Origin of the sequence: Actomonas spartinae (genome assembly GCF_051209155.1) — a bacterium.
Taxonomy (GTDB): Bacteria; Verrucomicrobiota; Verrucomicrobiia; order Opitutales; family Opitutaceae; genus Actomonas.
Genome location: NZ_JBPJGB010000002.1, coordinates 613134 through 635705 on the forward strand (window position 1 = coordinate 613134; position 22572 = coordinate 635705).

At 66.0% G+C, this 22572-nt stretch carries 17 protein-coding genes; 9 read left to right on the plus strand and 8 right to left on the minus strand.

Annotation, left to right across the window (positions count from 1 at the left end; translation table 11 throughout):
- Positions 1 to 3 precede the first annotated feature (3 nt).
- Genes AC0MRV_RS10430 through AC0MRV_RS10445 form a run of 4 tightly spaced genes read left to right on the plus strand, consistent with a single transcriptional unit; the run spans position 4 to position 5404 of the window.
- Positions 4 to 534: a hypothetical protein gene (locus AC0MRV_RS10430; RefSeq protein ID WP_472764405.1), complete on the plus strand. Its 531-nt coding sequence runs from the start codon at positions 4 to 6 to the stop codon at positions 532 to 534.
- A complete protein-coding gene (locus tag AC0MRV_RS10435; RefSeq protein WP_472764406.1) occupies positions 531 to 1610 on the plus strand; it encodes a hypothetical protein in 1080 nt (359 codons plus the stop codon). Before AC0MRV_RS10430 ends, AC0MRV_RS10435 begins: the two co-directional genes overlap by 4 nt.
- Positions 1611 to 1640: 30 nt before the next feature.
- Positions 1641 to 3182 carry an autotransporter-associated beta strand repeat-containing protein gene (locus AC0MRV_RS10440; RefSeq protein ID WP_472764407.1) on the plus strand — a complete coding sequence of 514 codons (1542 nt, stop codon included), beginning with the start codon at positions 1641 to 1643 and terminating at the stop codon, positions 3180 to 3182.
- Positions 3179 to 5404, plus strand: a complete 2226-nt coding sequence (locus tag AC0MRV_RS10445; RefSeq protein ID WP_472764408.1) for an MBG domain-containing protein — start codon at positions 3179 to 3181, stop codon at positions 5402 to 5404. The genes AC0MRV_RS10440 and AC0MRV_RS10445 overlap by 4 nt, the downstream gene beginning before the upstream one ends.
- A 79-nt stretch (positions 5405 to 5483) precedes the next feature.
- Here the strand turns inward: AC0MRV_RS10445 and AC0MRV_RS10450 are convergent, their stop codons facing one another.
- The 5 genes from AC0MRV_RS10450 to AC0MRV_RS10470 all read right to left on the minus strand — a co-directional run bounded on the left by AC0MRV_RS10450 (position 5484) and on the right by AC0MRV_RS10470 (position 12642).
- Positions 5484 to 6914, minus strand: a complete 1431-nt coding sequence (locus AC0MRV_RS10450; RefSeq protein WP_472764409.1) for a DUF1593 domain-containing protein — start codon at positions 6912 to 6914, stop codon at positions 5484 to 5486.
- Between the two features lie 97 nt (positions 6915 to 7011).
- Complete coding sequence (locus AC0MRV_RS10455; protein ID WP_472764410.1) at positions 7012 to 8763, minus strand: Rne/Rng family ribonuclease; 1752 nt, start codon at positions 8761 to 8763, stop codon at positions 7012 to 7014.
- A gap of 99 nt (positions 8764 to 8862) precedes the next feature.
- Positions 8863 to 10098, minus strand: coding sequence for a rod shape-determining protein RodA (gene rodA / locus AC0MRV_RS10460; protein WP_472764411.1), 1236 nt, complete (start codon positions 10096 to 10098; stop codon positions 8863 to 8865).
- Positions 10099 to 10178: 80 nt separating this feature from the next.
- On the minus strand, positions 10179 to 11666 hold the full coding sequence (locus tag AC0MRV_RS10465; protein WP_472764412.1) for an O-antigen ligase family protein: 1488 nt from the start codon (positions 11664 to 11666) through the stop codon (positions 10179 to 10181).
- A gap of 61 nt (positions 11667 to 11727) precedes the next feature.
- Positions 11728 to 12642, minus strand: a complete 915-nt coding sequence (locus AC0MRV_RS10470; protein WP_472764413.1) for a sulfotransferase family protein — start codon at positions 12640 to 12642, stop codon at positions 11728 to 11730.
- Positions 12643 to 12887: 245 nt separating this feature from the next.
- On the opposite strand from AC0MRV_RS10470, the gene AC0MRV_RS10475 reads away from it, so the two are divergent.
- The gene (locus AC0MRV_RS10475) at positions 12888 to 13856 is read left to right on the plus strand and encodes a glycosyltransferase (RefSeq protein ID WP_472764414.1); all 969 of its coding nucleotides are present in this window, start codon (positions 12888 to 12890) and stop codon (positions 13854 to 13856) included.
- On the opposite strand, the gene AC0MRV_RS10480 is transcribed toward AC0MRV_RS10475, so the two are convergent.
- Both AC0MRV_RS10480 and AC0MRV_RS10485 read right to left on the minus strand, forming a co-directional pair.
- Complete coding sequence (locus AC0MRV_RS10480) at positions 13842 to 15146, minus strand: flippase (protein ID WP_472764415.1); 1305 nt, start codon at positions 15144 to 15146, stop codon at positions 13842 to 13844. The genes AC0MRV_RS10475 and AC0MRV_RS10480 overlap by 15 nt on opposite strands.
- 36 nt (positions 15147 to 15182) lie before the next feature.
- The gene (locus AC0MRV_RS10485) at positions 15183 to 16340 is read right to left on the minus strand and encodes a glycosyltransferase family 4 protein (protein WP_472764416.1); all 1158 of its coding nucleotides are present in this window, start codon (positions 16338 to 16340) and stop codon (positions 15183 to 15185) included.
- A gap of 134 nt (positions 16341 to 16474) precedes the next feature.
- On the opposite strand from AC0MRV_RS10485, the gene AC0MRV_RS10490 reads away from it, so the two are divergent.
- The gene (locus AC0MRV_RS10490; RefSeq protein WP_472764417.1) at positions 16475 to 17632 is read left to right on the plus strand and encodes a glycosyltransferase; all 1158 of its coding nucleotides are present in this window, start codon (positions 16475 to 16477) and stop codon (positions 17630 to 17632) included.
- Positions 17633 to 17637: 5 nt separating this feature from the next.
- On the opposite strand, the gene AC0MRV_RS10495 is transcribed toward AC0MRV_RS10490, so the two are convergent.
- Entirely contained in the window at positions 17638 to 18729 is a 1092-nt protein-coding gene (locus AC0MRV_RS10495) for a glycosyltransferase family 4 protein (RefSeq protein WP_472764418.1), read from the minus strand.
- A gap of 82 nt (positions 18730 to 18811) precedes the next feature.
- On the opposite strand from AC0MRV_RS10495, the gene AC0MRV_RS10500 reads away from it, so the two are divergent.
- The 3 genes from AC0MRV_RS10500 to queF all read left to right on the plus strand — a co-directional run bounded on the left by AC0MRV_RS10500 (position 18812) and on the right by queF (position 22564).
- A complete protein-coding gene (locus AC0MRV_RS10500) occupies positions 18812 to 20464 on the plus strand; it encodes an exosortase C-terminal domain/associated protein EpsI (protein ID WP_472764419.1) in 1653 nt (550 codons plus the stop codon).
- A gap of 34 nt (positions 20465 to 20498) precedes the next feature.
- Positions 20499 to 22079 carry a ribonuclease Y gene (rny, locus tag AC0MRV_RS10505; RefSeq protein WP_472764420.1) on the plus strand — a complete coding sequence of 527 codons (1581 nt, stop codon included), beginning with the start codon at positions 20499 to 20501 and terminating at the stop codon, positions 22077 to 22079.
- A gap of 74 nt (positions 22080 to 22153) precedes the next feature.
- A complete protein-coding gene (queF, locus tag AC0MRV_RS10510) occupies positions 22154 to 22564 on the plus strand; it encodes a preQ(1) synthase (protein ID WP_472764421.1) in 411 nt (136 codons plus the stop codon).
- The last annotated feature ends 8 nt before the right edge of the window (positions 22565 to 22572 follow it).

Genomic DNA, 22572 nt, shown 5'->3' on the forward strand with positions numbered 1-22572 from the left:
GTCATGCGTAAACCACTGCTCATACTCGGATTCGTCGCGCTGGCCGGAGGGCTCGCGTGGCACTTGCTCCGGCCGGCTGCCGCGCCGGCGTCGGAACCGGCGCGGGAAACGACCGCCTGGGTCGAAACCGAGGACGCCCGCCTGCAACTGCAGCTCAATCGAGCCGAGGTGTTCCGCCGCGCGTTCTGGCGACAGCCCACCGCCGCCGAGAACATCCTGCACGCCGAGCGTCGCCACCGCTTGCGCGAGCCGAATGGCGGGGTGCAGGAGTGGCAATGGTTCATCGCGCTCGAGCCCGGCGACGCGTTTGCCGCCTGGCTGCTGGAGGAAAACCCCTTCGAACTGGTCGCCGCCCCGGCGGGGACGGTAGCGACCTTGGCGGACGCGCCGGACTGGATGCCAAACCGCGCGGCGCTCGCCCGCATGACTCATTATCGCAAACCGGGCAGCAACCTGCAGGTCTTCCGCGACCCGGCTACCGGACGTCTCTACGCCACCGACGCAGGCGGTGGGTTCAACCTCGCTCAGAAATGATACTCTCGTCGCGATTCACGTTCCGCCTGTTCTCCGCGTTGGTCGGCGGCTTGGTGCTGGCCGCGGTCCCGGCCTTTGCCCAGGCCGGCGCGTCACGACCGGTTGGATACATCGTGCAAACGATTCCGGCCGGCCAAAGCCGTTCCTTTTCCATCCCCTTGGATGCGCCCGCGTCGAGTTTGGCCAACTCGGTCGGCAAGGTGACCGCGGTCGGCAGCAACTGGCTTGAAAATGCCGCCGCCGCCTGGACGCCGGGTGCGTTCTCCACCGCCGGCGCGCCCTACTACCTGCGCCTCACCTCCGGCGCGCAGTCCGGCCGGCTTTTCCGCATCGTCAACCCGGCCAACACCGCCACCCGCGTTTACGTGGCCGACGACGGCGTGGGCCTGGCCGAGCTTGGCATCGAAGTCGGCGAGAACGGTGCGGGCTACGAGATCATTCCCGCCGACACGTTGGGCACGCTCTTCGGCACGGCGGACGACAACAACCTCTTGCTGCAGGGCGCCGACACGCCGCACGGCGCCGACCTCGTGCAGGTCTGGGGCGGGGCCTCGTGGATCAATTTTTATTTCAACACGACCTGGAATCGCTGGGCGCGCGACCTCGACAGCGTGGCGAGCCCAAGTCGCAACGCCTTTCTCCTGCGCCCCGATCGCGGGGTCATGATTGCCCGCCGCGGCGACACCGATCTGGTGATCCCGACGCTGGGCCGGGTGCTGGTCCAGCCGCCGCGTGCGGTGCACACCCGCACCCAAAACGCGCTGACTTTCCTGGCGACGATGCAGGCCACTGACACGACATTGGGCGAGCTCGCGTTGCAGACCGCCAGCCGCACCCACGCCTGGAAGTCGTCCGCCGATGCCACCGAGGCCGACTTGCTGGTGGTGTGGGCCGGCGCCTCCTGGTTCAGCTTCTATTTCAACAGTGAGGTGGGCCACTGGCAGCGGACGAACGAGACCACCACCAACCGCGACGGTTACGTCATCAAAGCGGGCACGCCCATTTTTGTGCAACGGCGCGAGGTGGGAGCGACCGCCGCGGACAAGACCATTCAGTTCCCGTCGATAGGAGGCTGATCCGCGCGTATGGGCGGGCATCTTCACACTTTGCTTCGGCGACAAGGTGGCTTCCGCACGGTTCGCTGCGGGATTGTCACCAGCCTGTTCGCCACCGCAACGGTGGCGCAGACCGTGGTGTTGGACAGCTTTGACGATGGGTCGGCGACGGGTGCGCCGGCGAGCGGCACCACCTGGACCTCCGCCGTCACGCAACTCTCCACCAGCATCCAAGTGGGCAGCGGCGCGACCGACGTGAACGGTTGGGTGGCCACCGGCCTCAGCCTCGATGCCAGTGGCCAGAGTTACCTGCAGATTCTGGCGCAACGCGATGCCGGCAACGCCAGTCCCTCGGTCGTGGTCCAATTCAACGACATCAACCTCACCCAGGATGCGGGGGCGTTCTCGGTCGGCAGCGATGCGTTTGCCGAAGGTGCGCTCACGTGGGTGCAGATTCCGCTCTCCGATTGGGGCAGCGGCTTCGATCCCAGCCAGATCACCGATTGGAGTCTGGGTGGTGGGGCGACGGGCATCACCGCTTTTCGTATGACCTTTGCTCAGCTCGAGCTCGCCGCCGACCTGCGCGCGCTCGAAGGCGGCACAATCATCACCGCCGGCGATCAGGTCTACACCACGGCCCAGTCGCTCACGGGCGCGACCGTCCTGGGCAACACCGGCGGGGCCAACAACACCGGCACTGCGATCACCTTTAACAACACCATCGACGGCGCTCATGATCTCACCCTCAACACGTCGGGCGAGACCACCCTCGATGGCGCCGTCGGGGCAACGACCCCTTTGGCCAGTCTCACCACCGACGCAGGTGGCTCCACGGTTGTCGGTGGAGGCGCCGTCACCACGACTGGCGATCAAAGCTTCAACGACGAAGTTCAACTCGAGGCCGACGCGACCTTCACGACCACCGACGACGGCGAGATCAGTTTCGGGAACGGCATCGACGGTGGTGGTTGGAGTCTCACCGTCAACTCGCCCAACTGGGGCAGCCTGAGTGCCGCGCAGGACCTGGCGCAGTTCAAGAAGCAGGGCACCGGCACCTTCGCGTTGACCGGGCAGAGCACTTACAGCGGCACGACCACGATCGAGGGCGGCATTCTGCAGTTGGACATTGATAACGCGCTCGCTGCCTCCAGCTCACTCGTCCTCGCTGGCGGCACCCTCGACCTCAACCAGCACAGCCTGACCCTCTCGTCATTTGCGGTGAGCGCCGACTCCGCGATCGATTTTGGCGGCAGCGGCGGCGGACTGACCCTCACCAGCATCGCTGGGTCGCTGTGGACGGGCACGCTGAGCATCAGCAACTTCGACCCTGCGGTGAATACGCTGCGTTTCGGGACATCCAGCTCGGGCATCCACTCCGCCAACCTCGGCCAGTTCCGATTCGTGGGTTACGGCAACGCGATCGGCCAGATCGATGCGTCCGGTTTCATCACTCCGTCGGCCGTGCCGGAGCCGGCGACCGTTGCGGCCATGGTGGGACTGGTGGCGCTCGTCGCCGCCGCGATCCGTCGCCGTCGCCAGCGTGATCCGATGGTCGACGAGCGCCTCAATAACCCCGACGCTTCCACCCCGTGATCCACCGCTTGGCCAAATGGTTTGTTGTGCTGGGGCTGACTTTCTTGCTCGTCGGCTCGACGTCGGCGCAGACCATCGTCGTGGAAACCTTTGATGCCGGCGCGTCCACCGGCTCCGTCGTCCCCGGGAGCACTTGGGACGGGAACGTGACTCAAAACGCCGGCTCGATCACTGTCGGCGGGGACGCGCTCGACGAGAACGGTTGGTTTGCGCCGGCTGTCAACCTGGATGCCACCGGCATGAACGTGCTCACCGTCACGGCCCAACGCGACAGCGGCAACGTGGCCTCTTCGGTGGCGATCCAGTTTGAGGATACCAATCTCAACACGTCCGTGTTTTCGATCGCCACCTCCCAGTTTGCGGTGGGGCAGCTCACCACGGTGCACCTTACTCTCACCGGCTGGACCAGTGGGTTCGACTTCACCCAGATCACCGGTTGGAACTTCGGCGGCGGTTCGCCGGGCATCGTGCCCTTTCGCCTGACGATCGATGAAATCCTGCTCGAAGCCGAGATCCTGACCGCGCCGGAGATCACCTCTTCGACGACGGATGAAACCGTCGATGAGGGCGCAGCGGTGAGCTTTGCCGTCACGGCCACCGGCACCGATCCGCTGGCGTATCAGTGGTTCAAGGACGGTGTAGCCATCACCGGCAACGCGTCCGCCGCGACAGCCACGCTCACCTTCGGTGCGGTCACGCCGGCCGACGCGGGGACCTACACGTGCCGCGTGAGCAACGCGTTGGGTGATGCCACCAGTGGCGCGTTCAACCTCACGGTGCGCCCGCAGGCCACGGTCGTGCTGTCAGGTTTGGAAACCACCTATACCGGCGAACCGCGGGTGGTCACGGCCACAACCGAGCCGACCGGGCTGATCGTCGAGGTCACCTATGATGGGGCGACCACGGCGCCCACCGACGCGGGCTCCTACGCGGTGGTCGCCACCGTGATCGACGATTCCTACATCGGATCCGCCAGCGGCACGCTCGTCGTGGCCAAGCGCACGCCCGTGATCACCTGGGACGCGGGTGGCCCGATCAATGACGGTGACCCGCTTACTGCCGCCAATCTCGCGGCGACGGCCGATGTCGACGGCACCTTCGTCTTCGATCCTCCGGCCGGCACCACCCTTGCGACCGGCGAGCACACGCTCACCGCCCAGTTTACCCCGACCGACACCGCCAACCACCTGCCGGTTTCGACGACGCGCTTGCTGGCGGTCGGCACCGCCGCGCCGGCAATTCTAAGTGGACCGAGTGCTCGCACGACCATCCTCGGCCAGCGGGCGACCTTCACCGTCAGCGCGGTGGGTTCCGGCACCCTGATGTATTCATGGACCAAGGACGGCGCCAGCCTGCCGGACGCCACCGCGGCGACGCTGGAACTCACGGATCTCACGTTGGCCGATGCCGGCACCTATGCGGTCGAGGTTTCCAACGCGGCCGGCGCCGCACCGGTGCAGAGCGCGCAGCTCACCGTGCTGGATGTCGAGCTGTCGCACGCGGCGGTGAGCAGTGGATACGTGCCCGGCGCGGCGGTTGAGATCACCAACACGGTGCGGGTTGGCGACGGCTTGAGTGTTTCGCAGCTGACCTGGAGCGTGCTGCCACCGCCGCCGATCGAGTCGCAGGATTGGAGCTTTGAGTCGAGTGCGGGGGACACCTCCGCCGCCACGCGCCCCACGGCTGGCGACACCGACTTGTTTGAGTGGAACTGGACAACCGTGTCGACCAGTCCGCTCAGCTTTACCTACACCACCACGGCCCCGGGCAACGCGAGCGGCTCGGTGAGCTTCACCGCGATGGCGAATCTGACCGTGAATGGCAACGCGATCGACGCGATGGTGCGTCCTGACCCGCTACAGCTTGAGCCCCAGGCAACCCAGCACAGTGCGGATATCGACGGCGACTTCGCACTCAACCTCCCGGAGCTGCTCCGCGTCATCGAACTCTACAACACGCGCTTCGGCACCACCCGCACCGGACGCTACCGCCTCGATGGGTCGAGCGAGGACGGCTTCGCTCCTGATTCGACCAGCGGCGCAGGTGAGCCTACGACGCTGGGCGAATTCCATTCGGCTGATTCTGATCGGGACGGCTTGGTCAGTCTCGCCGAGTTATTGCGTGTCATTGAACTCTACAACACGCGCGAGGGCACCACCCGCACGGGTCGCTACCACATTGATGGTTCGTCCGAAGACGGTTTCGCGCCGGGCCCCCAGTGATTGGGGGCGATGCGTTTCTGCCTGCGGAAAGCCAGCGAAAATAGGGTCGTGCGCGGACGAGGGCCGGCGGTGGGTGAGGTCACGGCGTGATCGTCACGATGATGCGGCGGTAGCGTGAAAGTTGCGGCGTGCCTTTGTCGGTGACCCGCAGGATGAAGTGGGCGGTGACCGGTTCGGTCACGGTCGGGGCGTTGAACTGGTAGCGGTCGACGTTCTCGGCGCCGCCGGTGGTGATGACACCTGGGTAGGTGCCGGCCTCGGGATAGTGAAACCAGAGGTAGCTGATGCTGTCGCCGTCGGGATCGCTGCTGCCATCGGCGTCGAGGGTGACGCCGGCGCCGGATTTCACCGTGAGTCGGTCGGGATGGTTGAGGTGTGCCACCGGCGGGTGATTGGCCCCGGCGTAGGATTGGGTGCACCAGTCCATGCGGGCGGCGAAGTCGTTCTGAAAATCGCCGCGCCAGCGCCAGAGGGTCACCTGGTTGCCGGTGAAGCTGCGGTCGCTGCGGTGAACGGGCCGCTTGTAGGTGCTGGGCAGATACGGGGTGTAGGTGTCGGACGTATCGGTCCAGAACGGCCGGGTCTCGGTTTCGGCGACCACGATGGAACTGCCATCGGCAAAGGTGGAGGTGTCGGGAATGGCGAGGGCGTAGCGGCCGCCCCAGCCGCCCCAATCGGGATGTTCAGGAGCGTTGAGGCCGTTGGGAATGAGGCCGAGGAAGGACGGTGTGTCGCCCTCCATGCCCCAGGCGATGTCGGGGTAGGCGGCGCCGAGCGGTCCGTGCCCCTGTTGGATATTCGCGGCGAGCCAGGCGTTGGACACGGTGGTGTTGTCGATGCCTTTGTGGGTGTTGACGATCCCCACCCAAGTGGATCGTTCGTAATCGTCGCCGGGGGTGGCGATGTAGTGCAGGGCGGGGAAGGTGCGGCGCATCCAGGCCCCGCTGTCGTCCTGATCAGAGATCGTGTAGACGCGAAGTTTGGCGATGAGCCGGGCGGCCTCGGCGGCGGGTTGAGTGGCGTGGAGTTTGAACAGGGCTTGGGCCAAGGTGTTGGCGCCGCCCCAAATGGTTACCCACAAGGGTCGCTTGTCGTCGCGGGCGAGCATCTCAAGGATCCAGTCGGAACCTTCCGAGTCGTGGCCCTCGCCAACGCCCTGCATGCCATAGACGGGCAGACCACGTTTCACTACGGCGCGCAGATCATCGGCCGGGGGGAAACCTGGTTCGTGCAGGTTGAGGTTGGGCTGGACCGTATCGTAGGCGTCGAGGGCGGCCGTGATGAAATCGGGGCGGATGCGATCGCGTTGCCAACAGGAGGTGGTGGCGACGAGGCCCTCGATGTCGAGTTGGTTGGCGTAGAGCAGCAGGCGCACGAGGGACTGCTGATCGTCGGGGTCGGCGCCCATGTCGGTGAGGACGAGAACTCGGGGTTTGGCGGGCGTCGACAGGGCGGAGCCGGCCGCCAAACAGAGGAGCAGAGCAAGGGCGAGGAGACGACGGGGTATCATGGTGGACCAAGCAACTAGCGAGGGCGTGGATGGCGGGCAAAACAAAGGCGCGCCGGATGGGCGCGCCTTGGGGTGAAAACGGGGACCTGAACGAGCCTCAGCGATACTCTTCGCCGGTGATGGCGTTGATGATCTTGAAGTTCTCGACGTGGTAGCTGAGGTCGGCGCGGAAGGCCAACTTGACGCCGAAGTCGCGCTCCATGCGGACGAGCAGCTCGGCGTCCTCGTTGCGGAGGCGTTCGAGGATCGACGGGTGGACCAGCACGCGCAGGGCGTATTCGTCCTGGCCGCCCTTGGTGGTGAGGCGGCGCACGATGGAGGAGAGACGGCGTTGCAGCTCGACCGAGATCGTGGTGGCCGACTTCACGATGCCGCGGCCGCGGCAGTAGGGGCAGTCGGTGTAGAGGTTGGACGACAAGGACTCCTGCTGGCGCTGGCGGGTCATCTGCATGATGCCGAGCTGGGAGATGGGCAGGATGTGGGTCTTGGCGCGGTCCTGGGCCATGAGTTCGCACATCTTCTCGTAGACGGCGTTGCGGTGGCGCCGCTCCTTCATGTCGATGAAATCGATGATGATGAGTCCGCCGAGGTTGCGCAGGCGGATCTGGCGGGCGATTTCGGCGGCGGCCTCGAGGTTGACCGCGTAGATGACGTTCTTCTCGTCGCCGCCGCGGTTCTTGTGCGAGCCGGTGTTCACGTCGACGGCGATGAGGGCCTCGGTCTCGTCGATGATGATCTCACCGCCGGAGGGCAGGCCGACTTTGCGCAGGGCGGTTTGCTCGATCTGGCGCTCGATGTTGAAGCGCTCGAAGATCGGAATGTTGTCCTTGTAGAGGGCGATCTTGCCCTTGGAGCGGGTGGAAATCTGGGCGACGGCGGCCTGGGCGCGGGCGTGGTCCTCGGTGTTGTCGACGAGGACGCGGTCGACCTCCTCGGTGAGGAAGTCGCGCACGGTGCGTTCGACGATGTCGGGCTCCTGGTAAAGGCAGGCGGGGGAGCGTTCGCTTTTCTCGCGGGCCTGGATCTGGGCCCAGGTTTTGAGGAGGAGGTGGAGGTCGCGGACGAAGTAGCGGGCTTTCTTGCCTTCGCCGGCGGTGCGCACGATGACGCCCATGCCCTCGGGGATGGTGAGCTCGTTGACGAGGCGCTTGAGCCGCTGGCGCTCCTTGTTGTCCTCGATCTTGCGGGAGATGCCGCACTGGTCGGAGAACGGCATGAGCACGAGGTAGCGACCGGGCAGGGAAAGGTTGGTGGTGGTGCGGGGGCCCTTGGTGCCGATGGGGCCCTTGGTCACCTGGATGACGATCTCGGAGCCGGCCGGGTAGAGCTTGGGAATGTCCTTAACGGTGGGCTCGTTGCCGGACTTTTGCTTCTTCTTTTTGCTGTTCACGCGCACGACCTCGACGGAGGAGTCGGCCGCGGCGGGGAGCATGTCCCAGTAGTGCAGGAAGGCGTTCTTGTTGTAGCCGATGTCGACGAAGGCGGCCTTGAGGCCCGGGTCGAGGTTCTTGATGCGGCCCTTGTAGATGCCGCCGACCATGCGGTTGTCGGACTCGCGCTCGATTTCGTATTTCTCGAGCACGCCGTCGACGAGCAGGGCAACCCGCTTTTCGAGCGGCTCGGCGTTGATGATGAGTTCGCGGAAGGAGGATTTCTCCTTCTGGAAGGCGGCGACGATTTTTTGGAGCAGCGGGCGCTGCTTGGCGCGGTCCTGGGCGCCTTTCTTCAGGCCCTTGCGGTCGAGGGCTTCGGCTTTGCGCTGGGCCGGGGGATTGGCCAGTTCTTCGTCATACTGGGAGGCCGGATCGGCGGATGGGCCGCCGGAGCCGGAGGAATGCTGATCGCTCATGGTGGGTTTTGTCCTTGGGTTGGACGGTGGCCCGTTCCGCGAGGGTTGCGGCGCGAGGGTGCCCGGTCCGGCGTGCGATATCGGCGGAAAGGTTCAGTTTCACGTGAAGTCCTTTCTGAAGCGATAGACGCTCTGGACGAGTCCTTGCAGCAAACAGCAACTGAGCATGAAGGAACCACCGTAGCTAATGAAGGGAAGTGGTATGCCCGTAATGGGCACCAGCCCGATGGTCATGGCGATGTTCACAAACACGTGCACGGCGAAGAGCACTGTGACGCCGAGGGCGAGCAGAGTGCCGAAGCGATCCCGGGCGAGGCCGGCGATGCGAATGCCATTAAACAACATTAAACCAAACAAGCTGAGAACCGTGAGGCTTCCCAAAAGTCCTTTCTCCTCGGCGATGACCGAGAAGATGAAGTCGTTGTGTGCGACGGCGCGCGGCAGGTAGCCGAGCTGGGCCTGGGTGCCCTGCGTCCAGCCCTTGCCGAGCAGGCCGCCGCTCCCGACGGAGATGAGCGACTGGCGTTGATTCCAGCTGATGCCCATCGGGTCGATTTTGTCGGGGTTGGTGAAAGAGATGATGCGATTGCGCTGGTAGTCGTGCAGCGGCAGGATGCCGTGCGGGTCATACTTCCCACGATCGCGCACGAACGAGTAGTTGTTCTCCTCCATGAACTTGACGTAGCGGACGCAATCGACCGCCACGAGTCCCACCACCAAAAGAAAGGCCGCCAGCGCGCCCACGAAGAACCGCGTCGAGAGACGGGAAACGTAGAGCATTGAGAAGACCATGGGGGGCAGGACGATAACCGATTTGAGGTCGGGTTGGAGCAGGATAAGGAAGATGGGAATTCCCACGGCAAGCGCCAACTTCCCCAGCACGCCCAGCGACTGGAACACGCCACCGACCTTCTCGCGCATGAGAATCGTCGCCGCGACGAACAAAACCGCGATTTTGGCCAGGTCGGAGGGCTGAAATCCCAGCGGGCCGATCCGGATCCAGCGCTGGGCTCCGTAGGCGGAGGTGCCGATCCCAGGGATGAGCACCAAAACCAGGCAAATGAGGCTAAGTGCGTATAACCAATGAATTACGCTTAACCAAAACCGGTAGTCGACGAGCGAAACCCCCACGTAGACAAACAGACCCGCCCCCAGCCAGACGGCCTGTTTCACCCAATCCGCCTCGGTTGTGGAGAACTGGGCGCTGTAGATGAAGGCCATGCCGATCATGCTCAAGGTGGCGATGATCAGCGGCGTCCCGATGTCCCAACGCTCCCGGGTCGTCAGCTTGATCACGCTGAACATTTCGATGGGAGCTCGCAAATTGACGGCCATGGGTCGGGTCAATGTGTCGCGACGGCCGGGCGAAGCGCAAGAGTCGCGTGCGGCGACCGGGATATTCCACTTGTCACGTATTACGTGACAAGGGGTCGGTCCTCGACCGGGCCGGCTTCGGTCGCTGGGGTGGTCGTTTCGGGCGGCGCGGTCTGCCCGTTGGCGGCACCGAGCAGCAGCCAGAACACGACCGCGCCCATCGGGCCTTCCAGCACCACGCCGAAGCAGGCGCTCACAAAAATCACCCACGCCGCGATCCAGAGGCCGACGGCCGGCGAATCGGGGGTGTTGAGCGCCCGCCAGGTTTTGCGGGCGCACAACGCGATGAGCAGCAGGAAGGGCAACAGTCCGACAAAACCCATGCGCGCGAAGATCGTGACGACGATCGAGTGGGGGCTGCGCACCGCGTAGTCGCCGGAGTTGTCGCCGTAGTAGGTCTGCATGAAGGTGCGGGCGAGGTCGTAACCGAAGCCGAGGCCGGCCACCGGGTTCTTCTCCAGCGTTTCCCGCGTGAGGAGCGACCACCACACGAGGCGGTAGCGGTTGTTGTCGCCTTTGTTGAAGGTGTCCTCGCCACGGTAGTGTCCTTGACCGGTCGGATCGACCACCGAGACGACCTTCTCGTAAAAGCCCCGCAAGGGTGTGTCCTCCCAAGGCGTGTTGTTGGTGCGGGCGATCCACAGCGTGCCGACCACACCAAGGATGACGGTGAAAACCGTCACAAAGGTCAGCCGCCACCGACCGCCGACCACGAGCCAGGTGCCACCCATGGCGAGGGCCAACATGGCGGCGCGGTTGTCGGTGCCCAGAATCTCGAAACACATGGCGCCGATCACCACCCAGCGCCACCAGCCACCCCGCTCCTCGAAGCGCAGGTATTGCAGCAGGGCACCGATCGCCAGATAGATACCAACCAGATCCGCCTTGTAGAAGATCAGCGGAATACCGCCGACCTGCAGCACGTTGAAGAACACCTCCGGGAAGAGCTGCCACAGCCGATGGGTGACGAGCATGACGACGGCTGAAATCCGCACGACGCCGATCAAGCGCTGGCCGAAGCTCGGCGATTGGCGGGCGACGTTTTGCGCCAGGAAGAAGAACACCGCGTAATAAACCGTCGCGAAGTCGCGCAGGGCGTTGAAGCCGTAGGTGCGGAAATCGAAGAGAAAACGCACGCCGCCGATCACGATCCACAGGAACACGATGACGTCCATCGGGCTGATGCGCGCGCGCGCCGCGTCGGCGGAGACCGCCCGGCGAATGATCTGCAAGCTGGCCAGCACCATGATGGCGGATTCGCCCGGCAGCAGCGGCAAGCCCGGCACGAGGGAAAACTGGGCGAAGCCGCGATTGCCCACCACGTAACCTACCACCAACGACCCGATCACGCAGGCTTGGAACACGGTCGTGCGCACCATCGAAACGATCACCGCCAGCGAGGCCGCGATGACCAGGGTGGGAATCAGAAAACCGCCCCGGGCGGTGAAGAACCCGCAGATCACCGCCAGCAGCACCCCGCCGCCGGCGAAGAGGCGGTCACGCCACAGGGGTGCGATTTGATACAACATCGGGCGGTCGGTGAAGGAGTCGGTGGGTCGAGGCAGGATGGTGCGCGCGCCGCGCGGCGGGTCAATGGCGCCAGGCGGGCAAGTTGCGACCGAGATACGCTTCGACCGCATCGATGGCGGGCCGTGCGTCGTGCAGGATGGTTTCGCGCAGCTCCGGGGCGAGGGGGGTGCGCGGGATCGGCCGCGAGTTGAGCCGCGCGATCCACGCCTTGAGGCCGATGCGGAGGGCAGGCGAAGTCAGGCGACGCAAGGTGCGCCGCAGCCCCAGTGGGGCGTTGTGCGTAAGGCGTTGCAGGATCTGCGAGCGTGCCTCTTTGCGTTCGTTTTCGGCGGTGAAGTCGGGCGTGAACTCCGGGTCGATAGCCAGGAACTCCAGCACGCGGCGAAAGGTCCCCCGCGTGTCTGCCCGCATCTCTTCCTGAACGATCACATGCAGTTGATCGGGGGCGAAGTGCTGGGTGAAGCGCGCCAGTTGGGTGCCGAAGTCGACCACCGTAGGGTAGCGAAAAAACATGCGCTCAGGGCGCGGGGCGGCCGTCGTCGCGGCTTCGCGATCCCGCAGGTAGGCGCGGCCGAAATCGGCTTCGGTTTCCAGGCAGGAATAGAGGCTCTGCGCGTGCAAGGACTCCAGCAGGTCGGCCGGATTGCGCAGCATGATCACGATCTTCGCGGTCGGATTGAAGCGGGCGATCGCGGCTGCGGCGACGGATGACATCAGATAAAAGACCGACGCTTCGCCGATCCGGCGAACGTGCTCCGTGGCGCCGGCGAACAGCGCGAGGTAGGCGGCGCGGTCCGGAACCCATTGCAGGTGATCCACCACCGCGGGATCACCATGCAGGTCGGTCGCGAAATGATGAGGCTCCTTCAACTGCGGGTGCATGAACACCTCCGGGTGGGCGGCCAGCCGGTAGTGCAGGAAACTCGTGCCGCACTTCGGCGCGCCGACGATGAAGAAATTTGGAGCCTTTACCATCGATGTGAGCTCGCCCACCGTGCGTCCGCATGCCGGAGCCTGCAGCCAGATCCCGTTGCGAAGGTGCCGAAGGAGCGAACCGCATCGTGGAGCCGTCGGCCGGCCCGGAGCAACCCGCGAGTGCGAGTGGTCGCGCCGGGGTTGTAGCGGGTAACTCTGTAGCCGGGGGCGGTGACCCCGGACCCGCGCTGACCGCTCCGGGGTCACCGCCCCCGGCTACAGCGGAAGGGAAAACCGCATGGGATGTGACGTGCCCGTTTCGGCGGGTGCTGGAGGTCGGGCGCGACCCGTTGATCGCCGCGGCATGGCCGGAGCGCACCGTGTTTCGTGCGACCGGCACGCCGCTGCGACCCGGTCCGGCGCCGACGACACCCTCGGTGTCATGGGCGCGCGTGGGGTGGGGATTGTTGCGCCGCGAGTTTGATGCGCTCGTGCTGCCGGCGATCCATGTCGATTGGCAGCATGACGCGGGGGCGGCCAAACGGGGTGCTCGCCAAGCGCTGGGCGGCGCCGCGCGCAGCGAGGTCGTGCCGCGCTGGATCGCTCGCCTGGCTGGACTTTCCCGCCGCCCGATCGCGGTGCTCGATGGGGTGGATCATCCGAGAGTGAGCGCCGACACGCTGCGGCTTTATCCCCCCCACGCGCGGCATTTTAAGGTCAATCTCACGCCCGCCGATGCCGCGGCGTTCGGCACTCGGGTGAGGCCGTTGCCCATGGCCTTGGCGCCGGCGGCCTACGCGGCCTTCGGCGATCAGCCCAAGCGCCACGATGTCTTTTATGCGGCAGCGCTGGTGAGCCCCGAGCGCCGGGCCGCCCTGGCTCAGGTCGAGGCCTTGCGTGCTGCGGGCATCCGCGTCGACGTCGCCACCGAGCGCCTGCCTTTCGCGGACTATCTCACGCGCATGAGTCAGGCGCGACTGACGCTTTCACCCGCCGGGCACGGCCACCAATGTTGGCGGCATTTCGAGGCCTTGATGGTCGGGTCGGTGCCGCTCATCTCCCGTCCGCCTGAGCCGCGTTGTGAATGGCTGGAGCATGGGCGCGACGCGTGGTTCTACGCTGCCGACGCCTCTGATCTGGTGAGCGTGGTGCAGGACACGCTCACCGCGCCGGAGCGTTTGAGCGCGATGGCCGAGACGGGTCGGCGGCACGTGCTGACGACCCACACGATTCCGGCCGTCGCCGCGCGGGTGTTGGCGTCACTGCAAGAGTGAGCGCGCCAGTTCTCGCCAGCGGGCAGGGCGCACGATGATGACCAAACCGTTCCATTGGGCGCGCGCCAACGGTCGCAGCGGCGGCAGTATCCAAGAAGTGAGCACGCCGCCAACGAGCGCGCCGGCACCCACGGCGTAGGCCGCGCCGAGCATACCCCATTGCTGCAGGCACCACGGCGCGAGCGCGACCTGCACCGCGACGGTCACCAAGGCGGCGGCCAGGTTCCAGCCCGAGTGGGCGACGAGCAGGGCCGCGTGCCAACGCGCGGTTGCACTCAGGAGCAGCAGACCCACCCAGCCCCGTGCGATCAATGCGGGCGCCGCGCCGGCGTATTGTGGACCGAGCACGCCGCTCACCAACCAAGGGGCGACCAAGGTGAAGCCGATCGCCGACACCCAACCGAGCGCGCCCAGCGCTTCAAAGAGATTGCGCAGGTTCGATTGAAACCGCGCCACGTCGTCCCGCGCCGCAGTAAGTCCGGGAAACAAACTGGTCACCAGCGCGGCCCCGGCAAAGAGCGCGAACTCGGTGAAGCGGTTGGCGGCGAGATAGAGGCCGGCGGCGTGATCGGAGAGTTCGACCGCCACCAGCACCTGATCATAACGACCGCCGATCCCGGCGACCAGTCCGGCCAAGGCGAGCGGCAGCCCGGCGCGGAGCAGCGCCCGCGCGATCGCGCCGTCGAAACTCCACCGCGTGCTGCGTTGCGGTGCGCCTCGGTAGGCGATGACAAAGCCGAGTGCGTAGAGCACCGCTTCCAAAACGATGGTGCCGACAAACGCGCTGAGCGGCGCATTCAGCACCACCAGCAGCAGTTTCACCGCCGCCCCCAGATAGATCACGACGGTGCGGGCGATGACCGAGCGGCGCGACTGCAGGTGACGTTGGAACCAGAGGTCGACCACCGCCGCCGATTGAAAGACGAGCGACGCGCTGGCCACGACGAGCAGCGGCCATTCCTCCGGCAGGGTCCACCAACCGACCGCCACCACGCCACCGATCGCGGTCAGTCCGCCGCCGACGCGCAGCGCGCAGGCCGTGCCGAGGATGGCGCCGGCCCGGTCGGGTTGACGCACCAGTTCCCGCACCACCACCGCGTCCAGACTGAGGGTGGCCCACGGCGCGGCGATCGCCATGATCGCGAGCACCGCGTTGAAGTGGCCGAAGGCATCCGGGCCAAGGTGGCGGGCGACCGCGCCGATGACCACGATCGTCACCAGCATGCCGGCGATACGACCGCCCACGATCCACAAGGTGTTGGCGAGGGGCTTGGCGGCGGACGAAGGCACGGGCGTTGTCATGGAGCGCGAGGTTGGGCGGCGCAATCAGGGTTTCGGCCTGTCCAAGATTTCCTGATACACCGCGCGATAGCCGCCGAACATGGCGTGCAAGCTGAAGCGTTCCGCCGCAAAGGCGCGGGCGTGGGCCGCGACCTGCCGCCAGAGCTCCGGCTCGGCCAGGGCTTTTGACAGGACCGCGGCGAAACCGGCCACGTCTTCAGCCGGGGCGCGGTAGCGATGGCTCGAGGGCAGCACCTCATCGCAACCCGGGGCGTCGGTGGTGAGCACCGGGACGCCGGCGCCGATGGCTTCGAGCGCGACCAGCGGCAGACCTTCAAAACGGGAGGGCAGCAGCAGGAGGTCGGCGTCGCGGAGGCGCTGGGAAAAGTGTGCTTTGGGCGGGTGCAGGCGAATGGTCCAGCCTTCCGGTGGGGTCGTGGCGAGCGCCTGCAATTGCGCCGCGTGTTCGCCGCTGCCGAACAGATCGAGTTCAGCCCGCACGCCGGATGGCAAACGGGTGGCGCGCAGGATCGCAGGCAGGAGGTCGGTGCCCTTTTGGCGAGTCCAGCGCCCCCCCATGAGCAAACGTCGCACCGACGGATCGGGTTGCCGCCTGTTGGTCGCTTCAGGCAAGGCGACGCCGTTGGGAATGATGCGGGGTGCTGCGGGCAGCGGTGCGATGTTTGCGCGCCGGTGCAGATCGCCTACGGCGGCGGCCGCGCTGTGGGACACGGCGATTTCATGCACGCCGGCCTGGACCAGGCGGCGATCGCACCAATGGGCGAGCGGCGGCGCGAAAATCCAAAACACCGGGCTGTGGGCGGTGCGAATCCAAGCGCGCGACCGGCCACCGAGGCGCAGCCCGATGGCAGCGGCAGCGGCGGCCTCCGGAATCTCGGTGTGGAGCTGCACGATGTCGGGATCAAAGCGGCGGAGGACGCGGGCCAGTTGCAGTCCGCTGGTCAGGGCGCCGCCGAGGCGCAGGCCGACCGGGAATCCGCCGGTGACCGGCACATGGGCGCGGCCGAGGCGGTCGAGCAGGATGCGGCCGCTGTCATCGCGCGGCCGTGTGCCGCGCACGGCATGCACCGCGCAGTCGAACTCGTTGGCGAAGTGGGTCGCCAGGTTCACCGCCACCTGCTCGGCTCCGCCCAATCCGAAGCGGGAGATGCACTGCAGAATGCGGGGGCGGGCGGGAGGCATGGTCGGGTGTGCCGAAACGATGGATACAAGAGACGGGGCTTGCGCCGGAGGGCGACGCGCATTGCATCGCGGCGGTGACTCAAGCGGCGGCAAAATTGGAGGCGGAGCGGGCGACCTTGCAAGCACCGGTGCCCTTGACGCACATCGCCGCGTGGGTGCGCAGCATCGGTGGAGTTGAGACCTTGTTGGCGCGGCACGCGGTGGCGGACGCGGCGGGGGGATTTGCCGCCACGCAGGTGGCCCTCTTCGATCGAGCGCCCTTCGTGGGTGAGCCGGGTCCCGACTATGAGCCGATGCGTTTCCATGGGCGCTGGCGGGTTGGCGCAATGCGTCGGGCGATGGCGAGGGAAGGTGCGCGTCGGCCGGGCGCATTGACACTTTGGCATAACGGCTGGGGTTTACCGTGGTTTGCCGATGCGGACGGGTCGGCGCGCCGCATCGTTTGTCTGTGGGACAGCGTGGAGCACTTTGGCCCGTGGCTGCAGCGGGTGCGCCCGTGGTTGGACGGGGTGGTTTGCATGAGCAAGGCGGCGGCGGCGGATGTGGCGCGTTTGTTGCCGGATTGGTCGGCGGAGCGCACACAGGTATTGAGGGTGCCCTTGGAGATTCCGACGGGATTGCAGGTGGAGCGGGCCGCACGATCGGAATGGGTGATCGGCTGCGCGGGGCGTCTGGTCGGTCCGCAAAAGCGCTGGGAGCGGCTGGTGCCGTTTGTCCGGGAGCTACGGGCACGGGGTTTGTCGTGTGTGATCGAGGTGGTGAGTGACGGACCGCTGCGCCCTTGGTTGCAGGAGCAATTGAGCGGGGATGCCGGCGTTCAGTTTTTGGGCTGGCAAGAGCGCGACGCCTACTGGGCACGGCTGCAGACCTGGGATGCGGCCGTCTCGTTTACCGACCATGAGGGCGGTCCCATTGTGATGCTGGAAGCGATGGCCGGCGGCGCGTTGCCGATCTACCCGGCGATTGGTGGTAGTCTGGTGCGGGACTACCTGCCGGGGCTGGACGCGAGGTGTCAGTATGCGGTGGGCGATCCGGTCGCGGCAGCGCAGGCGGTGGCGGCTTGGATGGCGGTGCCGCTGGCGGAGGCGAATGCAGTGCGCCGGCGGGCGGTGGCAATCGCCCGGGGACATCGCCCCGAGAACTATGATCGGGATTTTGCCGCGTTTGGTCATCGCATCGCCGGACTGCCCCGGATTTCACGATCGCCCTCGGGGCGGGGGCCGCGGCGCTGGTTTGACCTGTTGCCCCTCGGGTTGGTGACGCGAGTCTGCCCTGCAGTGTTGTGGCGGTGACCCGCCTAGCGCAGCGCGTCGGCCACGGCGGTGGCGAAGCGGTCCTCGGTGTAGTGGTTGAGAAAATACGTGCGCAGGGCGCCGTCGGGACGCGGGGTCGCCGCGACCGTTTCAAGGGCGTCGGCGATGGCCTTGGCGGAGCGCTCGCGTGCCGGAATGATGTGCACGTGCTCGGCGGGCAGGCCTTCGGCCACGGCGTGCCAGTCGGTGACGATGAGCGGCAGATCGTAGGCGAGGGCTTCGAGGATGACGAGCGGATGGGCCTCGGCGTCGTAGCGGGTGGGAAAGAGCAGGACGTCGGCGCCGGTGTAGAGGTGGTGTTTGCTCTCGGCGGTGACGAAACCGACATGGTCGACCGGCACGCCGGTGCGCGCGATGACGGCGCGGAAAGCGCGTTCAGTGGCGTCGTCGGTGAAGTTGCCGGCGACGGTGAGGCGCACGCTGCCAGGGCTGCGCCGGTGGGCTTCGACCACGCCGGAAAGCGCGGCGAGCACGCCTTTGGCGCGGGTGCAGTTGCCCACGAAAACGGCATGCAGGGGACCGCGGCGCGGCGCGGTGCGGCGATGCCATTGCGGGCAGGGGTCGGTGATGCCGTTACGCACCACGACGGTGCGCAGCGGATGGAGGCAGGCAACGTCGGCGCGCAGCGCCTCGCCGAGGACGATGGAAAGGTCGGCGCGGCCGAGGGCGCGCCGGACGAGGGCGCGTTCGAAGGGGCGGGCGTGATGTTGCAGCCAGTGGCCGAGACCGGTGGCGTGCCAGTGCAGCACGAGGCGGCTGGCGAGCGGGCGGCACAGGAACATGACGATGAGATCGCGGTAGAGCGCACTGCGTTTGCCCGGGGCGGGCACGTAGTAGAGCGTCATGCGCCCGTGGCGTAGGGTCGTGCGCCAGACCTGCCAGACGGCGGCGAACAGGGGCAGGAGTTTGCCGAGGCGCCATGCGCCAATATCGGCGTGGCTGCGGGAGAGCGGCAGGTTGGCGTGGTGGAGTTCGATCTCGGGCGTGGTCCGGGGCAGGGCGTCGAGCAGGGTCTGCACCATGAGGCTCTGGCCGTGAATCGGCGGGGGAGTCTGCGCGAGGATCAGCAGCTTCATCGCGGGCTTGGAATGTGGCGCAGCTCTCGGAACACTGCCCGCCAACTTGAACCGAGACGCTGCGCCAAACCAGTCTGGAATCGTGCGATCGCCGTGGGCGGCGGCGGCGGTGTGCGCGTTGCTCGGTTTCGGGGTGTTTCAGTTCTGGGGCAACGCGGTGCGGGGTTACATCGATACGCGGTCGGTGTTTTGGTGGTGGGGCTGGCAGTGGTTCAACCCGGGTAGCGAGGCGGAACACGGGCCGCTGTTGGTCGGGCTGGCGGTATGGTTGGGGTGGCGGAATCTGAACATGTCGGATGTAGGATGTGAGATGTCAGAGGTGGGGAAACTGTGGCCGGGGGTGGTGGCGATGGTGGGGGCCTTGGCTCTGCATGCCCTGGGCTTCGTGGTGCAGCAGACGCGCATCTCGATTGTGGCGGTGCTGCTGTTTGCGTGGGGCGTGATGCGACTCGGCGGCGGCGCGCGCTGGGGGCGGGCGACGGTGTTTCCGCTGGGCCTGCTGTTGTTCGCAATTCCGCTCGGGGTTTTGGATGCGGTGGGGTTTCACCTGCGCTTGGGTGTGATCGCCTCGACGGAGGTGATTGCGCGGACCGTCGGCATCGAAGTGGTGCGCAACGGCACGCAGTTGTTTTCGCCGGACGGGAGTTACCAATACGATGTGGCCGCGGCGTGTTCCGGGGTGCGCTCGTTGTTGGCCTTGTTGGCCCTTTCGGCGTTGATCGGCTACCTGTGGGTGCACGCATGGTGGCGACGCGGGGCGGTGTTTTTGTTGGCGTTCCCGCTGACCTTTGTGGGCAACGTGGTGCGGATCGCCGCGATCGTGTTTGCGGGCGAGTGGTTTGGGCAGCGTGCCGGCGAGGTGCTGCACGACTGGGCCGGCTTCCTGGTCTTCGTGATCGTGCTCGGCGGGGTGTTGGCGGCGAGCACGTGGCTGGCGAAGCGGGAACCCAGGTCACCTACCCCTGCACCAGCGGAGTTGGACGCGGCTGAGGTTTGTCACGTAGGACGTGACAAATGGTCTGCGAGGGTCTGGCGGGCGGTGGGCGTGGTGGCGTTGGCGGTGGTGGGGACGGTGGGCTTGGTCACGCGCGTGGAATCTTGGGAGGTGCGGGCGGTGGCGGGGATTCCGCTGGCGGAGGATGGGCTGAACCCGGCGCCGTTGCCGGTGTTTTTGGGCACGGATTGGATCGGTCGGGAAACCGAAGTCACGGCCGTCGAACGCGAGATGTTGCCGCCGGACACGGGTTATTCGCGCCGGCTCTATGTGGCGATCGAGGACCGCAACCAGCAGGTGCTGATTTCGATCGTGCTGAGCGGACAGGACCGCACCTCGATCCATCGGCCGGAGATCTGTCTGGTGGGGCAGGGGTGGACGATTGGGGCGCGGGAGGAGGCCCGGTTTGAGGGAGCGCAGGACACCGCGGTGCCGGCGGCTTTGTTGCACTTGCAGCGGGAGGTGCCGCGCCGGGACGGCACGCTCACGCAGGTGCCGGCGCTGTTTGCGTATTGGTTTGTGGGGCAGGACCGCGTGACCACGACGACGGCGGAACGGCTGTGGCACACGGCGCTCAATCGACTGCGGTTGCGGCCCGATCGCTGGGCCTACGTGGTGGCGCAGACGGTGCAGTTGAGCGGCGAGTCCGAAGCCGACGCGCGGGCCCGGATGAACGAGGTCGTGGGGCAGCTTTTACCGCGACTCGTCCCTGCGACGGGCGAGCGGCAACTCCGTGATTGAACTTTAACCGGGGGCCCGCACGCTGCGCAGCCTCTTGGAATCAACCAGTGTCGCCGACTTCGCTCTGTTGATCGCCGAGGGTGACCCAGTAAACTGGTCGCTCGCGGCTGCGCTGGTGTTGGGCCTGGGCGCAGGCTTCTTTGTGGTCTGGATGCTGTCGCGCAACACCCTGCGGCAGGCGCGGGAACAGGCCGACCAAGTGCTGGCGGTGGCGCGTCGCGAGGCCGCCGTGGCCGCGGAGGAAATCAAACAAGCCGCCGAAAAGGACCTGGCCACCCGACGCACTGCGCTCAACCGCGAGTTTGACCGGCGCGATATCGAGATCGACGTGCGGCTGCGCGAGATTCGTTCCCATGAAGAGTCCCTGGGCGCGCTGGACTTTGAGTTGGAGCAGAAGGGCGAGCGCCTGCAGCGCGAGGCCGCCGCGATCAAGCAGGCCCGCGACGCGATTCGCGCCCAATCGAAATCGCTGCGCAAGCGCCTCGAAGGCGTGGCGCAGATGGACGCCGCAGAGATTCAACAAGCCTTGCGGGACGAGGTGCAGATCGAGTGTCAGGACGAGTTGCGTGCGCTGCGTCGGCAGATCCTGGAACGCTCCGAGCAGGACGTGAAAAACGAGGCACGCCGCATTCTGATCGCGGCGATGCAGCGCCTCTCCTCCCAGCCCAACAACGACCTCACCGCCACCATCGTGCAGTTGCCGAGCGAGGACATGAAGGGCCGCATCATCGGACGCGAAGGACGGAACATTAAGTCCTTCGAAGCCTCCACCGGCGTCACCCTGCTCATCGACGAGTCGCCGCAGATGGTGCTCATCTCCTCGTTCGACCCGGTGCGTCGTGAAGTCGCCCGCGTGGCTTTGGAGGCCCTGGTTAAGGATGGCCGTATCCATCCGGCCAATATTGAGGAGTTTGTGAACCAAGCCCGTGAGGAAATCGACCTCAAGGTCGAGCAGGCCGGTGAGGACGCCGTGGCCCAGCTTTCGATCAATGGGCTGCACCCGGAGGTCATCAAACTGCTCGGCCGCCTGAAGTATCGTTTTTCCTATACGCAGAATGCGCTCGATCACTCAATCGAGGTCGGCCAGCTCTGTTCGATGCTCGCCAGTGAGCTTGGGCTCGATCCACAGGTCGCGAAGCGAGCGGGTCTGCTGCACGATATCGGCAAGGGCATCGAGGGCGATTACGAGGGCAGCCACGCCGCGATCGGCGCGGAGTTTGTGAAGCGTCACGGCGAGACGGCGACGGTGGTCAACGCGATCGCCGCCCATCACGAAGAAGTGCCGCCGGAGTCAATTTATGCAGGGCTGGTGATCCTGGCCGACACCGTGTCGGCGGTGCGTCCGGGCGCGCGGGCCGAGTCGATGCAAAGTTACATTCAGCGGCTGGATCGACTGGAAAAGTTGGCACGTTCGATTGATGGCGTGCGGCAGGCTTTTGCCATCCAAGCCGGACGCGAAGTGCGTGTGGTGGTGAACCCGAATGTGGTGAGCGACGACGAGGCCAGCGAGATCGCCAAAAAGCTGCGCCAGCGCATCGAAGAAGAGCTGCAATATCCGAGCACGATCCGCGTGACCGTGATCCGCGAGAGCCGCTTTACGGAGACGGCCACCTAGGTTTGGCCCACGGACCACACGGAAAACACGGAAGCGCCAGCGGGTTTGATACCGGCTGATTTGGATTTCCATCCGTGTCTTCCGTGTGTTCCGTGGGCGCCTCCATCATGGCCGATCCAAAGATTCTTGAGACCTTTCCCAATCCCGCGCCGAAGCGGGATTTTCTGATTGAGCATACCCACCACGAGTTCACCTCGCTGTGCCCGATGACGGGGCACCCGGATTTTGCCCATATCACGGTGCGTTACGTGGCCAACAAGACCTGCGTCGAACTCAAGTCGCTCAAGCTCTACTTCCACGCTTACCGCAACGAGGGCATCTTCTTCGAGGCGGCGACCAACCAAATCTGCGACGACCTCGGCGCGGCGCTCAAGCCGCGCTCGCTGGTGATCGTGGCCGATTGGAAGGCGCGCGGCGGTTTCAGCTCCCGCGTGACCGCCGAGTGGAAGCCGCCGACAAAAAAGGCTAAACGCGTTCGGAAGTAGCGCCGAAG

Coding starts and splice junctions, on each gene's coding strand:
- AC0MRV_RS10465 (WP_472764412.1), bottom strand. CDS start 11,666: ATGTTGTATCAAATCGCACCCCTGTGGCGTGACCGCCTCTTCGCCGGC.
- AC0MRV_RS10495 (WP_472764418.1), bottom strand. CDS start 18,729: ATGAAGCTGCTGATCCTCGCGCAGACTCCCCCGCCGATTCACGGCCAG.
- AC0MRV_RS10485 (WP_472764416.1), bottom strand. CDS start 16,340: ATGCCTCCCGCCCGCCCCCGCATTCTGCAGTGCATCTCCCGCTTCGGA.
- AC0MRV_RS10450 (WP_472764409.1), bottom strand. CDS start 6,914: ATGATACCCCGTCGTCTCCTCGCCCTTGCTCTGCTCCTCTGTTTGGCG.
- AC0MRV_RS10455 (WP_472764410.1), bottom strand. CDS start 8,763: ATGAGCGATCAGCATTCCTCCGGCTCCGGCGGCCCATCCGCCGATCCG.
- AC0MRV_RS10435 (WP_472764406.1), top strand. CDS start 531: ATGATACTCTCGTCGCGATTCACGTTCCGCCTGTTCTCCGCGTTGGTC.
- AC0MRV_RS10470 (WP_472764413.1), bottom strand. CDS start 12,642: ATGGTAAAGGCTCCAAATTTCTTCATCGTCGGCGCGCCGAAGTGCGGC.
- AC0MRV_RS10430 (WP_472764405.1), top strand. CDS start 4: ATGCGTAAACCACTGCTCATACTCGGATTCGTCGCGCTGGCCGGAGGG.
- rodA (WP_472764411.1), bottom strand. CDS start 10,098: ATGGCCGTCAATTTGCGAGCTCCCATCGAAATGTTCAGCGTGATCAAG.